This is a genomic window from Bacillus sp. PS196, assembly GCF_037963555.1.
Lineage (GTDB): Bacteria > Bacillota > Bacilli > Bacillales > Bacillaceae > Bacillus > Bacillus subtilis.
Window position 1 is genome coordinate 661,526 of the sequence record NZ_CP150159.1, and the last position, 14,689, is coordinate 676,214.

A 14,689-nucleotide genomic window follows, 5' to 3' on the forward strand; every position below is an offset into this window, starting at 1 on the left:
CTTTTTGGTTTCAAATTAGTTAGGTCTGACAAGGATTTTGACTTGGCTTTTCTCTTTAATAAGAGCCCCGAAGCCTTCCTCGATCAAATCATCTAGTACGATTTTTTTCGTTACGAGTTTGTCGGCTGAGAAATAGCCTTCTTTCATTAATGACAATACAGCCGGGAAGATGTCGCGGTATCCGATAATTCCTTTTACTGTACGTTCTTTGATTACGATATCGTTCGGATGGATTTCAGCACCTTTTTCCCAAATGCTGACGATGACGGTTTCACCGGCAATTGTAGTGGACTGGATGGCTTGTCGTAACACCACTGGGACACCAGTGACTTCGAATGCTACGTCAACACCGCCTCCTGTACGTTCTGCAATCTCAGCGACTACATCGTCTGTTTTAGACGGATCAACGATGATCGCGCCAAGCTCCTCAGCTTTTTGCTGGCGTTCAGGAGAAAGCTCAACAGCGTAAATATCAGTTGCACCGGCAGCCTTCAGCGCTTCAATGACAAGAAGTCCGATCGGGCCGCAGCCGAATACAGCCGCTTTGTCGCCTGCTTTGAGTTTGCTTGATCGGACAGCGTATAGAGCAACTGCAGAAGGTTCAACGAGCGCGCCTTGTTCATATGATAATTCATCAGGAAGTTTGAACAAAAGCTCTTCATCTACAGAGACGTATTCAGAGAAACCGCCGCCTCCGCCGGCTAAGCCGAGGAATCCCATTTGTTCATCAAGGTTGTAGGCGCCTTGGTGGCCGTGTGTAGCAAAAATCGGCTCGACTACAACGCGGTCTCCAACTTTATAATTTTCAACGCCTTCTCCGACTTCGACAACTTCACCGGAGAATTCATGCCCCATTGTGACAGGTGCCGTTTCATTTGTTAATGGGTGCGGTTTGTCAACCGGAATAAAGATCGGGCCGCCCAGATATTCGTGTAAATCACTTCCGCAGATGCCGCACCATTTGACTTTGATCTTTACTTTTCCCGGCTCCGTTTTTGGCTCTTCGATATGTTCAATACGGATATCCTTTTGGTTATGCCATCTTGCTGCCTTCATGGATTACCACTCCTATAACTTTTGATGTGAGTAATTCCGCACCGGTCAATATGAACTGTTCACAAAATCGCCATTTTTAAAACCAAAAAAGAAATGAAATTTTTATATAATATAATCTACGTTTTTTTGAAAAAAGAAACTTTGAAGAAAAAAGGGTCTCGCACACTCTTTTTTCTTTATATGAGAGTATCAATCGTTTACATAGCTATGAATTTGGTTTGAACAATACGGTAATGGTTCGTTCATATTGAATGCGACAACTACTCTATCAATAATTATAACGCTAATACCGCTATTATAATAGGATAATCTTCCATGGTTTAATTTAGCAGAGGTAACTTTTTGACTTTGTAACATTACTGTAAGGATATTGAAATAAAAAATAGCTGGTTGATCGTGTATAATCTTCCTAGATGTTAACAAACAGGGGGACGAAATGTTGAAGAAAGTCATTTTAGCCGCTTTTATCTTAGTAGGAAGTACTTTGGGAGCTTTTAGTTTTTCATCAGATGCCAGTGCGAAACATGTGAACGGAAATATTACTTGGTATAATGGAGTCGGGAAAAAAGGCTCTTCAGGTAAGAAACTTGGACATTGGGATTGTGCGACCAAAATCGGATTTGATGTTCCTAGAAACGGGACAAAAATCAGAGCTTATGCAAAAGCGAAGCCTAAAAAGGTGATTACGGTTTATAAAAATGATGTTGGCAGAATGCCTAATGCAGTGCTGGATGTTAGCCCTAAAGCGTTTAAAGCGCTTGGATATCCATTAAGCAAAGGTAAAGTAGCGGGGCATTACAGCTATTAATGTACATATATAATCTGGAAAGCAAGAAGTCACATTCTTGCTTTTTCTATTGGTGGAGATAAAAGATGAAAAAAAGAATCATATTATTATTAGCAGTGATAATAGCGGCAGCTGCCGCGGGGGTTGCGTTTTATCTTGCAAAGGATAAAGGCCATGAGAAGGCTGCTGATGTTTCAGTCAATACCGAAAGCGGTGATGAGCTGCTGGTTTCAATTACAGATACGGATCTGCTGACAAAGTATTATGAAAATGACAAGGTGATCCATGAGGAGAAGCTGACCAGCTATCCGGCATTTGCCTTGGATCAAAAACAGCAGGTGCTCTATTATACGGGCAATAATGAACAGAATGAAATGAGGCTTTTTAAACTGGATCTAAAGTCTAATAAAAAGACGGTGCTTTATAAAGGCGCGGAGAGTGCGGACAGTTTGTTTTTATCAAAGGACCGTTCAACCATCTATTTCCGCTTAGGAAAAGCGGACGAAAGCAATTTTCGGATCGCCGCTTTTGATCTGAAAACGAAAAAGTACAAAAATCTTTATCCTGCCGCTAATGATCAGGATAACACCGTCAGCAGCTTCTTTTATAACCAAAAAAACGATTCATTTGCATTGCTTCATTATTCTGTAGAAGAAGACTACAAGAAAACAGATGAAGCAAACGAAAAGGGCATCGATCCTGAACCGACAACGATTCATTTTGCGGAAGGCCGTCAACATAAATTTAATGAGCTGAAAAGCCTGAACCAATTTATCAGCGATATTGCTGTTTCTGATGATGATAAACGTATTTTATTCACATCATATACGCAGAAAGGAACGGAGCAAACCGCTTCTATTCAAATGCTCAATGCGGATACGAAAAAATATGAAAGCATCATCTCAAATCAAAAATCATTTAAGCTGTTAATTGACGCACAGCCTCAGTTTTCTAAGGATGGGAAGAACATTTATTTTCTTGCCGAAGCCAAGGGGGCTAAAAAGCTGAAGGACGAAACAGGGCGTGAAGCTAAGGTGCGGACGATTTATTCCTATAGCCTTGAAAATAAGACCTTCAAAAAAGTATGGGAAAATCCAAACGGCATCATCAACAGCTTTTCTGTGATTAACTAATAAAAACCACTCGGCATGAGCTGAGTGGCTTTTTTAATGGATGAGGTGCAGAGCTAATGATCCGAGCCATTTAAAGATATGAATCAGAGGTACCGACAAAAACAGAAGTTCAACATATGAGTTCATTGCAACATTCAGCTTTTTGAACGCAGCTCTTTTTTTCAAGTCTTTTTGCTGCTGGTTTGAGATCACGTTATCACTCCTCTTATATCCATATTATACCATTGAAACAGACAAAAAAGCCCTAAACGTTTACAGTTTTGGGCTTCTTTCTTCGTATTTGGCCTCTTGCAATGAGAGGCTTTTATTCTGAAATATAGAATTTTGTCTCCGTTCGGGGTTTGTTTGCTTGCAGGAGACTGCATTTGTTATAGGGAAGAACTAGCTTGTTTTCGTTTGGCTGTTGTTTTGGAGATTCACTAATGAACGGATGCCGTCGACCATTTTACTTCCGCATAAAGGGCACAATGGCGTATCACTGCTGGCGAAGTTTTTTCGGGTCCAGCCATTACAGTCTTCTTTTGTGCATTCCCAAGTACTCACATCTTCTTTTGGCAGCGGTTCTTGATTTCGTTTGTTATAGTAAGACATAAAGTCACTTCTTCCCTCATGTATTTTACTGCACACTTCTTATTGTCTCATACTTTTCCCTAATCTCCTAATTCCTTTTTCTTTATGACTTTCCAATAACCCCATCTAAAAAGGAGAGGAGTGTGCTGTTAAAAGCATCTGGCTCTTCTAAAAACGGGCAATGGCTGCTTTTAGGAAAGGTAACGAGTGTCGCGTTTGGAATATTGCTGCGCAAGTGTTCCCCAGCTGCTGTAGAGAAAAATTTCTTGTCTTCCCCGAAGCACAGCAATGTCGGCACATTGATGTTTTGGAGGGTGCCCCGGTAATCAGCGGCCGTTTGGTTAAATAAAATCGTGCTAGAAATGGCAGCCGGCTGTTTGAGAATTTCTGCCAGCATCCATTCTGTTTCGGTCTCGGCAGGCGGTTCTGCGAACATATTCTGGATGAAGCTTTCGTAGAAAGGCAGCGGGTCAGTTTGAATGGCGTGCATCGCTGTTTTTAAGCCGTCAAAATCAAATGGACCGTGTTCCCAGCCCTCCCATTGATAGTCGGAAGCGGATTGATCGATGATCACAGCGGCTTGAATGTTATCATTCCCAAATTGATTGAGATAATCCCATACGACAAAAGCGCCCATTGACCAGCCGGCAAGAACGACATGGTCAAGCTCCATTGCATTTAGAAATTCCCTTATGTCACGGGCATATTGGGAAATGGTGTGGCCGTGAAGCACTTTGTCAGATTCGCCGTGTCCTCTAAGATCAAGACGAATACATTGATAATTGGCAGAAAGCGCCGAAAATTGTTTGTGGAAAAATTGTCCGCTCATCAGCACCCCATGTATAAATAGGATCGGCGTCCCGTTCCCGTGTGTTTCATAGTAAAGGCGTGTCTGATCTTCTAATGTGATGTATGGCATGTTTCTCCTCCTTTAGTTTCCATCATGAGTATGGCTGGCTGCTGTTGAGCTGATGATGGCAGCTGTCACGGCTGCCTGCTGCGCTTGAATGACTGTTTCGATAGCAGTGTATAGTCCTGATTCCATCAGCAGATTTTTCTCCATATGCTCACTGAGATAGAGGCTGACAGCAATTTTAAAGTTCATTTCCTTTTGCCATTTAAAAGCTTTTTCCTGGTTTAATTCGTCAGTGATGCACAAAACGGTTTTGATATCTGGCTCTTCCAGAAATGTGAGGAGAGCAAGGTCTGGATAATGATAATCCTTTGGTTTTTTGACAGATTCAGTGATGGATTGATATATCTGTTTGCAAGCGGAAACCAGCATTTCGGGCTCTTTTTCACTTTGCAAGGCCAGAATATGGCTGACCTGATGTAAGTACTGTCCTTTTTTAAAGCCGTTGGCTGCCAGCAGCTGATAGCATGTTTCCGCCTTCTGTAGCGCCTGCAAACCTTCTCCGTTTTCTCCAAGCAGTACGGCAAGCGGAACATTCTGAGTTGAAGTGAGGAAATAATGATTTTTCTTCATCTGCTGATAAACTGCTAGCCCCATGTTCATCTGTTCTTTTTGGTTTGTCGTTTCAGATTTGCCGGTGAGCAAGATCAGAGCGGAAAGGTATGTGAACATATCCCGCTTATATCCTAGCTTCACCATTTCATTGTATACATCGATAAAAGTATGAAATGTTTGTTTTGCCTCATGCTGAAAATGAATGTCCAGAATAGATGCAACAGTAAAGCGGTGGTGTGAATTGAGTGTTGAGAAGCTGCCGATGTTTGATTTGATATAGCTGCTCAAATCATAAAAGCGCTGAAAATCAAACTCTCTTTTATTCACAATATATGCAGAAGAAATGAGCATTAATATCTGATCGTGTGAAACTTTCCATTTTAATTTTGATTTTAATTCAGCATAAATGGAAATGTATTGCTTTATTTTTTCATGTAGGTCGTGTGTCAGCATAAAAAGCAGCTCCTTTTTGCTGTTTTTACGTAATACGATAAATAGGGCCAAAGGTTTCATAAAGAAAAAACTTGCCTGCTAGAGGCAAGTTTGTCTGGTTATTTATGGGGATCTGTTATATCCATCGGTCTCATCATGTCATAGTCTTCATGCTCTAGAATATGGCAATGCCATACGTATCGTCCGCTGTACGGACCGAATGTCGCCGCGATTCTCAGGACTTCACCTGCATGCGCTTGAATGGTGTCTTTCCAGCCCTTTTCACTTGGCGGCGGCGGGACAGCCGGACCGGTATAGGACAATTCCCCGCTTTCTTGATAACGGGCGATATCAAACGGCCGCCGGTCTAATACACGGAAGGAGACTAGATGCAGGTGAATCGGATGTGTTCCGCGTGTCGGGTTGATAATGGACCATATTTCAGTTGTGCCCACTTTTGGTGCTTCTGTGACGGGATCGTGCCAGCGTTTGTTATTAAGCAGAAGGACGGGTCTGCCGTATTCGTCCTGGGTGCCTGCCAGTTTTAACGTTCTGATGTTTTGTATTCTTTCATGCTGTACCGAAGGGTATGAGGCGAGGTACTTCGGCTTTCTGCTTTCGTCTTTTTGTGCCAATGGTTTTGTGACTCTGAATTGCATGATATTCGCATCTGTTTCAGGATTGACGTCACCGCCGCAGCCCGCGCTGTTTGCCAAAATGATTGATTCTCCTTCATATGCTGTGAAGTCAATGATGATATCATAACGTTCAGCAGGCGCAAGGCTGAAAGAATTCAGTTTAACAGATCGCGGCAGGAGCCCTCCATCTGAACCAATCTGAATAAACTCTCCGCCATTATCGAGTGACAGGTTATAGGTTCTTGTATTGGAGGCGTTGATGACACGGAATCGGTATTTCCTTGGCTCGACTTCCAAGTATGGCCATACCTTCCCGTTAACGAGTATGGTTTCTCCGCAAAAAGCCGGAACGATTGAAGGATTAGGCAGTGACGGAGAAGGGTTTTCCGGTGCGCTCGGATAAAACAAAGAACCGTCCTCATTGATCGTGCGGTCTGTGATAAGAAGCGGCACATCGTATTCGTCTGAAGGCAGTTTTAAGCGTTTTTCCTTTGGATCATGAATGATATATGCACCGACAAGTCCGGCATAGACATTTAGCCTGGTGAGCGCCATGGCGTGATCGTGATACCACAATATAGCCCCGCGCTGCTGGTTTGGATAATGATAAACCTCTCTTTTGAAATAAGGTCCTGTTTGTTCAAAGTCTTTGGAAAACCAAGCCTCCGGATACCCGTCACTATCATCTGGCGTGACGCCGCCGTGTAAATGAACAACAGTCTTTACCTCGGGCTCTTCATGCTGGCTGTCACTGTGATGAATGGTGTGATCAATCGGAAGGAAATGCGTGGAAGGAAGATTATTCATCCATTTTACATATACGTTTTCATTTCTTTTAACCTCAATGGTCGGCCCCGGAAATAAGCCGTTGTAGCCCCACAGGCGGGTTGGAGGGAGATCGCGATGGAGCTGATGAGTGCATTCCTCCATGGTGACTTCGTAGTATGTTTTTTCTTTTGATTGCTGTACTGGCTTTAGTGTATCTGGGATTGGGAGAGCATCCACAAATTTTTCAAGTGTCATTTTCATCTGTCCTTATCTAAATTTTCCAAATTGGTACTATAGTTAATGACAATAAGGACGTGATGGTTACAAAAAATCTTCGTGCTGCAGCCCGCCCGAAGAAGAAAATAACAAAATCCTAAACGGCAGGCCGTTTAGGATTTGATCAGCATTAAGGCAGGATATCGGGTTGCTGCTGTGTGACTGGGTTGGCAGCCGCTTTCTCGCTCACCTTGCGTTTTCTGAACACAAGGTAAGAAATCAGAACGATTCCCGTGATGACGCCTGTTAGCAGCAGCTCGTCTCTCATGGAATCAATAAACGCCATGGACACTAAAATTCCGCAAATGGCGATGATGGTCAAGTAGGTTAGGAAAGGGAAGAGCCACATTTTGATCTTCAATGCTTCTGGGTTTGTTTTTTCGAGTTTTTTCCGCATTTTCAGCTGGGAAACTGCGATGACAAGATAGACGAGTAAAGCGATTGCGCCTGATGAGTTGACTAAGAATAAAAAGACGGTATCCGGTGAAAAATAGTTCATTACGACCGCGATATAAGAGAAAAATGTCCCGGCCACAATGGCTTGTACGGGAACGCCTTTTTTGCTCAATTTCATAAAACGGCGCGGCGCTTCGTTTCTTTCTGCAAGTGAATACAGCATTCTGGATGTGGTATACAAACCTGAATTCAGGCAAGAGAGTACGGCTGTGAGGACGATAAAGTTCATAATCTGTGCGGCTGCGGGCACTCCTATATGCTCAAGTACAGCGACGAAAGGGCTTTCTAAAATATTTGCTGAATTCCATGGCAACAGCGCTACGACAATGGCGATTGAGCCCACGTAAAAGACGATGATGCGCCATACAACGGATCTGGTGGCTTTTGTCACAGATTCGATCGGATTGGATGTTTCCCCTGCTGCAATGGCAACGATTTCAGTTCCCATAAAAGAGAAAATGACAACGACAATGCCGAGCAATACGGAGCTGATGCCCTCCGGGAAAAATCCGCCTTTGCCTGTAAGATTCGAAAAACCGACTGGCTCACTGCCCGGTGCAAAGCCAAAAATAAAGGCAAAACCAACGATTAGAAAAGCAATGATAGTCACAACTTTAATGAGGGAGAACCAATATTCAAACTCACCGAAAGACTTAACGGAGTAGACGTTTGTCAGGGTGAGCACAATGGTCAAGATCAAACTTGTCAGCCACAGCGGAATATCATGGAACCAGTATTGAATAATGCCAGCACCGGCAATGGCTTCGATCGCGATGACGATCACCCAGAAAAACCAGTACAGCCAGCCGATTGTAAATCCTGCCCACGGTCCGATGGCGTCGTGAGCGTATTGAGAAAACGATCCGCTCGTCGGGTTTACGGCAGACATCTCACCGAGCATTCTCATAATAAAAATCACCAATAATCCGGCTAACGCGTAAGAAACAACGGCACCCGGACCGGTCGAGTGAATCACTGAACCGCTGCCTACAAATAGGCCGGCTCCGATTACACCGGCAATCGAAATCATTGTCATATGGCGGGTCTTTAATTCCTTTTTTAATCCTGATTGAGATTGGTTCATAAGTTACCTCCTTTTAAAATGCAATCATTACTGAATATTATGATAATTGAAACTCTATCATAAATATACAGTTTGTCGAAAATTCATGTGAGAAAATATAACGTTTTATTTCAAATTTGTAGTGTTTTGTTTGCGCTTTCAGCGAATGTGTGGAAAAAATGTTTCGTTTTTTATTTGCTGTGTGATTTTTTGTACTATTTACAATTCGATAGAATGCGAGAAGCGCTGGTGTCATTGGATCTGATGGGCTTTTTGGCGGAGCAAATAAATTGGATGAGAGAAAAAGTGTTCCATCGTCACTATTTTTCTGTGGCGGGTGAATCATGTTTCTGTAGACCCACTGCGGTTCAGCTTTGTAAGATAATAATAGGAAAATGTGAGCGGGGAGGAGGTTTTGTATGGAGAGATATGATGAACTGAAAAAGGGAGAATCCGGGGCGCTGGTCAGCATTGCCGCGTATCTTGTTCTTTCCGCAATTAAACTGATCATCGGTTATCTTTTTCACTCGGAAGCACTTACGGCAGACGGGTTAAATAACACAACTGACATTATTGCTTCTGTTGCTGTGCTGATTGGCCTGCGCATCTCTCAAAAGCCTCCTGACGAAGATCATCCATACGGCCACTTTCGAGCGGAAACGATTGCATCGCTTATCGCATCGTTTATTATGATGGTTGTCGGCCTGCAAGTGCTGTTCAGTGCCGGAGAATCTATTTTTTCTGCTAAACAAGAGACGCCGGAAATGATTGCGGCTTGGACGGCAGCGGGCGGGGCAGTCCTGATGCTGATCGTTTATCGGTACAATAAAAGGCTGGCTAAAAAGGTGAAGAGCCAGGCGCTCCTTGCTGCGGCTGCTGATAATAAATCAGACGCATTCGTCAGTATCGGCACATTTATCGGCATTGTGGCTGCTCAATTCCATCTTGCTTGGATTGATACGGTCACTGCGTTTGTGATCGGTCTGCTTATTTGCAAGACCGCATGGGATATTTTTAAAGAGTCATCTCACTCTTTGACAGATGGATTCGACATAAAGGACATTTCCGCTTATAAACAGACAATCGAAAAAATCTCCGGTGTGAGCCGTTTAAAAGACATAAAAGCAAGATACTTGGGCAGTACGGTTCATGTTGATGTGGTGGTTGAGGTATCGGCAGATTTAAATATTACGGAAAGCCACGATATAGCCAATGAAATTGAGCGGAGAATGAAGGAGGAGCATGCGATTGATTATTCGCATGTTCATATGGAGCCTTTAGAACACAAATAATGGAGCTTCCTGTCACAGGAAGCTTCAGCGTGTCGACAAACCCTCGCATTCGTTGTCAGGTCTGCGCTTCGGTGCTCACGAATTAGAACATTCGCTCCGCTCCTATGCTCGTCCTTCCTAGACTTCAAGGGTTTTCAATCACGCTGAAAAGATGACAAAACCCTAAAATGAAAGCCATTTTAGGATTTTGTCAACAATCTGGAGCTTCCTGTCACAGGAAGCTTTTTTGCGTGATTTGCCCTGCTTTATTGGAAACAATTTGCTTGAATCGTTTTTTTATACAGATTGCTTTTTGTGGTAAAGTTAGGTTACATTATGATGAATTTTGTAGATGACTAGGAGGAAAAGAATGGCATATCAAGAAGACCTGCATCCTTTGCTGGGGAAAGCAGTTGAACATATTAATAGAGTAATGGTTGGAAAACGAGACATCGCCATACTCAGCTTAGCAGCCCTTCTTGCCAAAGGGCATGTGCTGCTTGAGGATGTACCCGGAGTCGGAAAAACGATGATGGTCCGCGCGCTGGCAAAGTCAATCGGCGCCGATTTCAAAAGAATCCAATTCACTCCGGATTTGCTGCCATCTGATGTAACAGGGGTATCTATCTATAATGCGAAAACGATGGAATTTGAATATCGTCCCGGCCCAATTATGGGAAATATCGTGCTGGCAGATGAAATCAACCGTACCTCTCCGAAGACACAGTCGGCTTTGCTCGAAGCAATGGAAGAGGGGAGCGTCACGGTAGATGGCCATACGATGCAGCTTGCCGCTCCTTTTTTTGTGATGGCAACGCAAAACCCGGTCGAATATGAAGGGACCTATCCTTTGCCGGAAGCTCAGCTTGACCGTTTTTTATTCAAACTTCGGATGGGTTATCCGTCCTTTAATGAAGAGCTTGACGTCTTATCTCTTCAGGAAAAAAGCCATCCGATTGAGACGCTTGAGCCGGTTATTGCAAAAGAAGACTTCATCTGTTTACAGAGGGAAGTGCAAAATGTCCGTGCTGATGACAGCATTAAGGAATATATCGTTGAAATTGTGCAGAAAACGAGACAGCATCCTTCTGTTCAATTAGGCGTCAGTCCGCGCGGCTCAATCGCCCTCATGAAAGCGGCACAGGCATACGCGCTGCTGCATCATCGCGACTATGTCATACCGGATGATATTCAATATTTAGCTCCTTTCACGCTGCCGCACCGGATGATGCTTCATCCTGAGGCAAAATTTGAAGGGATTCAGGCAGAAGCGATCGTAAGGGAGATCATGTCAGCTGTGAAGGTGCCGGTTCAAAGGTCGTCGGTCCGCTGATGAATAAGAAATGGCAATGGCTCGTATATGGTTGGAAGCTGATTATATTAACTTTATTGACGGCTGCTGTTTTTTCTTATGCGATGTTTCAGGGCGGCTTTGTCAGCTGGTTTTTGTTTTACGCGTTTCTCCCTTTTGTCTTGTATGCCGGGCTGCTGGCCTTGTATCCGCTCCGTTCTTTTCAGGCTTCACGGCAAATGGATAAAACACAATCGCATGCCGGGGACAGGCTGGGCGTAACGGTTACGCTGAGAAGAAAGCTGCCATTCCCCCTGATGTATATGGTGATTGAAGATTGCCTGCCAGAAGGTATCGAGTCATTAAATCGAGACGGAGCCGCGGCCAAACGGCTCGTTTTTCCTTGGTTTAAACGGAGCATGACGATGTCGTATGAATTAGCTCGGGTACCGCGCGGAGAGCATCACTTTCATTCTGTCAGGGTGCGAACCGGGGATGTTCTTGGCTTGATTGAAAAAACAGCATTTTTTGAGCTGGATGACACCCTGTTTGTTTATCCATTCTTTCAGCGTTTTTCCTATCAGGTGAATGAGAGGCATCAGGAAGACGGTGTAAGCGGTTCTTCTCCTATTCATCAGCACCATTCCTCAGTCGCAGCAAGTGTGCGGAATTATCAGCCGGGAGACCGGTTTGCTGCGTTAGATTGGAAGACCTCTGCACGGCGGAGCCAGCTGATGACGAAGGAATTTGAGCCTTCTCGCAGCAAAAATCTGTTTCTGCTGATGGACCGTTTTTCCTCAGACGCATTCGAAGAGGTCGTTTCAGTGACAGCTTCGATTCTTCATTCTGTTTTAAAAAACGGCGCGGGTGCTGGTCTGGCTTCCATCGGGAAGGAAAAAAACATTTTCCCTATTCAGGAAGGGGATCAGCATTTTAAGCACATGCTTCGGCATTTAGCCATCGCTCATTGTGATGCGGCAGACCCGATAAGCCGATATGCACGGGAAGAGCTGGGAAAGCCATCTGTTCGCCAAGCTGATCAAGTTGTTGTCACGGGACAGTTAACGGAAGATATGCTGCACCTCGCAGAAATAGGAGGCGGCCGGGTTACGGTGATATTGGCAAAAGAGAAAGATGCTGAGCTCTCTCAAGCTGAAAATGCCATGATTGAACGCATGATGAAACGCCAAATCAGAGTTCGGGTCATGAGGGGCGGGCGAGTTTCGCGTGTTGTTTAGAAAGAGAGGTGACTGGTTCACATGCCGCACGATGATCACAAGGGAAGCCGTTTGAGCTTGCTGTTATTTTATTTTCTGGCTTTTTTATTGCTGTGGGAGTGGCTCAGGCCGCTTGACAGTTTTACTGAAACGAAACATACAGGCTTTTTTAGTGTCTTTATCGGTTTGACGTTTCTGCTGACTTTTTTCAGGATGAGGTGGTTTGTCACAGTTCCTTTTTGTGTCATATTTACATTGATCTCGATACACATCCTGTTTTATCAAGGATCTATATTCGACTTGAGCTGGGTCAGCTCTTTTTTGCAGGATGTCTATCTGAATATCACGCTGATTCAATCTGGGCAATGGAATGACATGATTCCTTCATTTCGGACCCTGCTGTTTTTTGTGCTGCTGTGGCTGCTGGTCTATCTCCTGCATTATTGGGTGATTTACCAGAGAAAAATTTTGTTTTTCTTTTTGATGACAGTAGCGTATATTACGATTCTTGATACCTTTACGCCATATGATGCCACTTTTGCCGTCATCCGTATCGTGCTGATCGGCTTCTTTATGCTGGGCCTTTTATACTTGGAACGCATTAAGCTGATGGAAAGAATCACACTGCCAAAAACATCTGTCCTGAAATGGTTTCTTCCTTTATCTGTATTGGTTTTGGCTGCAACGGGATTCGGACTCGCCGCTCCAAAATCAGAGCCGGCCTGGCCTGATCCGGTGCCTTTTCTTAAAAAAATCACTCATCAAGACCGCGTGTCTGCAGGGGAAAGCAAAATCGGATACGGGAATCATGATGAATCACTCGGCGGCCCGTTCCAGCAGGATGCTACACCTGTTTTTACATGGCAGGGAAAAGAGCGTACGTATTTCCGTGTGGAAACGAAGGACACGTATACCGGAAAAGGCTGGATTGAAACAGACACAGGCATGTCGTATCAGCTTAGCAATGGAAAAGTTGAAAATCTGTGGTTTGACCATAAGGTTGCGACAGAGCGCCGCACCGTCCGAGTAAAAGTCGATAAGCACTACGGGTATAACCATCTGATGTATCCGATTGGTGCGGAAACCATTCAGCCAAAGCAGGCTGTCTCACTTGAAATGAACGGCAACACGGAGCAAATTTCTCCGATCAGTGAACAAGCCGGTGAAATCAGAAATATGGGGAATTATACTGTAACGTACAATTCCCCGGTCTATAAGCTGGATGAACTGAGAAAGGTAAAAGTGAGAAAAAACAGTGAGGAGTACACATTCAGCGATCGCTACATGCAGCTTCCAGATTCACTGCCAGAGCGGGTGAGAACCCTTGCGATCAAACTGACTCAGGATCACGACAATATGTTTGATAAGGTGAAAGCGGTTGAGGACTATTTAGGGTCAAATGCGTTCACCTATGAAACAGAAAACGTGACCATTCCTAAGAATGATGAAGATTATGTCGATCAATTTCTCTTTGAAACGAAAATGGGTTATTGTGATAACTTTTCTTCCGCCATGGTGGTGCTCTTGCGCTCGGCCGGCATTCCGGCCCGCTGGGTAAAGGGTTATACGTCCGGCGAATACAAAGAAGCAGGGAACAAAAATGGCAGCATTTACGAAGTGACAAATAACAATGCCCATTCCTGGGTAGAGGTGTATTTCCCGGAACAGGGCTGGGTTACATTTGAGCCGACTAAAGGGTTTACAAATCCGGCTGAATTTACTTCTTCTGACACAAAGGACTCCGGCAGCGATAACAGCAGCTCGCCGAAGAAAGCACAAGAGAAACAGAAAGAAGAGAAAAAACAGCCGCAAAAAGAAGAAAAACAAAAGGAAAAACGGGAGCCAGCTGTTTCTAAAAAGCCGTCCGCTTCACATACCAATGCAGGTGCGGGCTTGTATGCAGCGCTTGCGGTTCTTGCAGTCCTCCTGGTGGCAGCTGTATTGCTGTATGTTTTCCGCTCGTTATGGATTCCTGTTTTCGCCGTGAGGAAATTGAAGCGGCGCAGTGATCAGCACGCGTTTTTTGAGGCATATGGCGCGCTGCTGAAACAACTGAAGAGAAAAGGACTGCCGAAACGAGACAGTGAAACGCTGCGTGATTATGCAAAACGAATTGATGAAAAATACGACATAGAAGACATGTCAAAGCTGACATTAAGCTATGAAAGGGCGCTTTACAGAAATGAAGATTCTTCGGCGCTATGGAATGATTCGAGAGAGTTATGGGAAAATTTAATTAAAAGAAGATGGTCTTGACCACTTA

14 protein-coding genes are annotated in these 14,689 nt (G+C 44.2%); 6 read left to right on the forward strand and 8 right to left on the reverse strand.

Annotated features, from left to right (window positions below; all coding sequences use genetic code 11):
* Positions 1 to 15: 15 nt before the first annotated feature.
* The gene (bdhA, locus tag NST79_RS03500) at positions 16 to 1,056 is read right to left on the reverse strand and encodes a (R,R)-butanediol dehydrogenase (RefSeq protein ID WP_003234015.1); all 1,041 of its coding nucleotides are present in this window, start codon (positions 1,054 to 1,056) and stop codon (positions 16 to 18) included.
* Between the two features lie 436 nt (positions 1,057 to 1,492).
* Between bdhA and walM the strand changes: the two genes are divergently transcribed.
* Together walM and NST79_RS03510 are read left to right on the forward strand one after the other, a co-directional pair.
* Positions 1,493 to 1,864: a cell wall metabolism protein WalM gene (gene walM, locus NST79_RS03505; protein WP_003234013.1), complete on the forward strand. Its 372-nt coding sequence runs from the start codon at positions 1,493 to 1,495 to the stop codon at positions 1,862 to 1,864.
* A 65-nt stretch (positions 1,865 to 1,929) separates the two neighbouring features.
* A complete protein-coding gene (locus NST79_RS03510; RefSeq protein ID WP_212060032.1) occupies positions 1,930 to 2,976 on the forward strand; it encodes a PD40 domain-containing protein in 1,047 nt (348 codons plus the stop codon).
* Between the two features lie 33 nt (positions 2,977 to 3,009).
* Here NST79_RS03510 and NST79_RS03515 read toward each other — a convergent pair whose 3' ends face one another.
* From NST79_RS03515 to NST79_RS03545, 7 genes are all read right to left on the reverse strand, one after another.
* The gene (locus NST79_RS03515; protein ID WP_003243985.1) at positions 3,010 to 3,168 is read right to left on the reverse strand and encodes a hypothetical protein; all 159 of its coding nucleotides are present in this window, start codon (positions 3,166 to 3,168) and stop codon (positions 3,010 to 3,012) included.
* A gap of 189 nt (positions 3,169 to 3,357) precedes the next feature.
* Entirely contained in the window at positions 3,358 to 3,567 is a 210-nt protein-coding gene (locus tag NST79_RS03520; RefSeq protein ID WP_003234008.1) for a cold-shock protein, read from the reverse strand.
* Positions 3,568 to 3,649: 82 nt separating this feature from the next.
* Positions 3,650 to 4,465, reverse strand: a complete 816-nt coding sequence (locus NST79_RS03525) for an alpha/beta hydrolase (protein ID WP_116316326.1) — start codon at positions 4,463 to 4,465, stop codon at positions 3,650 to 3,652.
* Positions 4,466 to 4,477: 12 nt separating this feature from the next.
* Positions 4,478 to 5,467, reverse strand: coding sequence for a DUF4003 domain-containing protein (locus NST79_RS03530; protein WP_212060030.1), 990 nt, complete (start codon positions 5,465 to 5,467; stop codon positions 4,478 to 4,480).
* Positions 5,468 to 5,565: 98 nt separating this feature from the next.
* Positions 5,566 to 7,107, reverse strand: a complete 1,542-nt coding sequence (cotA, locus tag NST79_RS03535) for an outer spore coat copper-dependent laccase CotA (protein WP_014479048.1) — start codon at positions 7,105 to 7,107, stop codon at positions 5,566 to 5,568.
* Between the two features lie 151 nt (positions 7,108 to 7,258).
* Positions 7,259 to 8,668, reverse strand: coding sequence for a GABA permease (gabP, locus tag NST79_RS03540; protein ID WP_003233998.1), 1,410 nt, complete (start codon positions 8,666 to 8,668; stop codon positions 7,259 to 7,261).
* A 37-nt stretch (positions 8,669 to 8,705) separates the two neighbouring features.
* Positions 8,706 to 8,993, reverse strand: a complete 288-nt coding sequence (locus tag NST79_RS03545; protein WP_212060028.1) for a hypothetical protein — start codon at positions 8,991 to 8,993, stop codon at positions 8,706 to 8,708.
* A gap of 73 nt (positions 8,994 to 9,066) precedes the next feature.
* Here NST79_RS03545 and mneS point away from each other — a divergent pair, with 73 nt between their 5' ends.
* The 4 genes from mneS to NST79_RS03565 all read left to right on the forward strand — a co-directional run bounded on the left by mneS (position 9,067) and on the right by NST79_RS03565 (position 14,682).
* On the forward strand, positions 9,067 to 9,939 hold the full coding sequence (gene mneS / locus NST79_RS03550) for a cation diffusion facilitator family transporter (RefSeq protein WP_212060026.1): 873 nt from the start codon (positions 9,067 to 9,069) through the stop codon (positions 9,937 to 9,939).
* 349 nt (positions 9,940 to 10,288) lie between these two features.
* Positions 10,289 to 11,251, forward strand: a complete 963-nt coding sequence (locus NST79_RS03555) for a MoxR family ATPase (protein WP_161476412.1) — start codon at positions 10,289 to 10,291, stop codon at positions 11,249 to 11,251.
* Positions 11,251 to 12,447 carry a DUF58 domain-containing protein gene (locus NST79_RS03560; protein WP_212060024.1) on the forward strand — a complete coding sequence of 399 codons (1,197 nt, stop codon included), beginning with the start codon at positions 11,251 to 11,253 and terminating at the stop codon, positions 12,445 to 12,447. The genes NST79_RS03555 and NST79_RS03560 overlap by 1 nt, the downstream gene beginning before the upstream one ends.
* Positions 12,448 to 12,468: 21 nt before the next feature.
* The gene (locus NST79_RS03565; protein ID WP_212060016.1) at positions 12,469 to 14,682 is read left to right on the forward strand and encodes a DUF4129 domain-containing transglutaminase family protein; all 2,214 of its coding nucleotides are present in this window, start codon (positions 12,469 to 12,471) and stop codon (positions 14,680 to 14,682) included.
* The last annotated feature ends 7 nt before the right edge of the window (positions 14,683 to 14,689 follow it).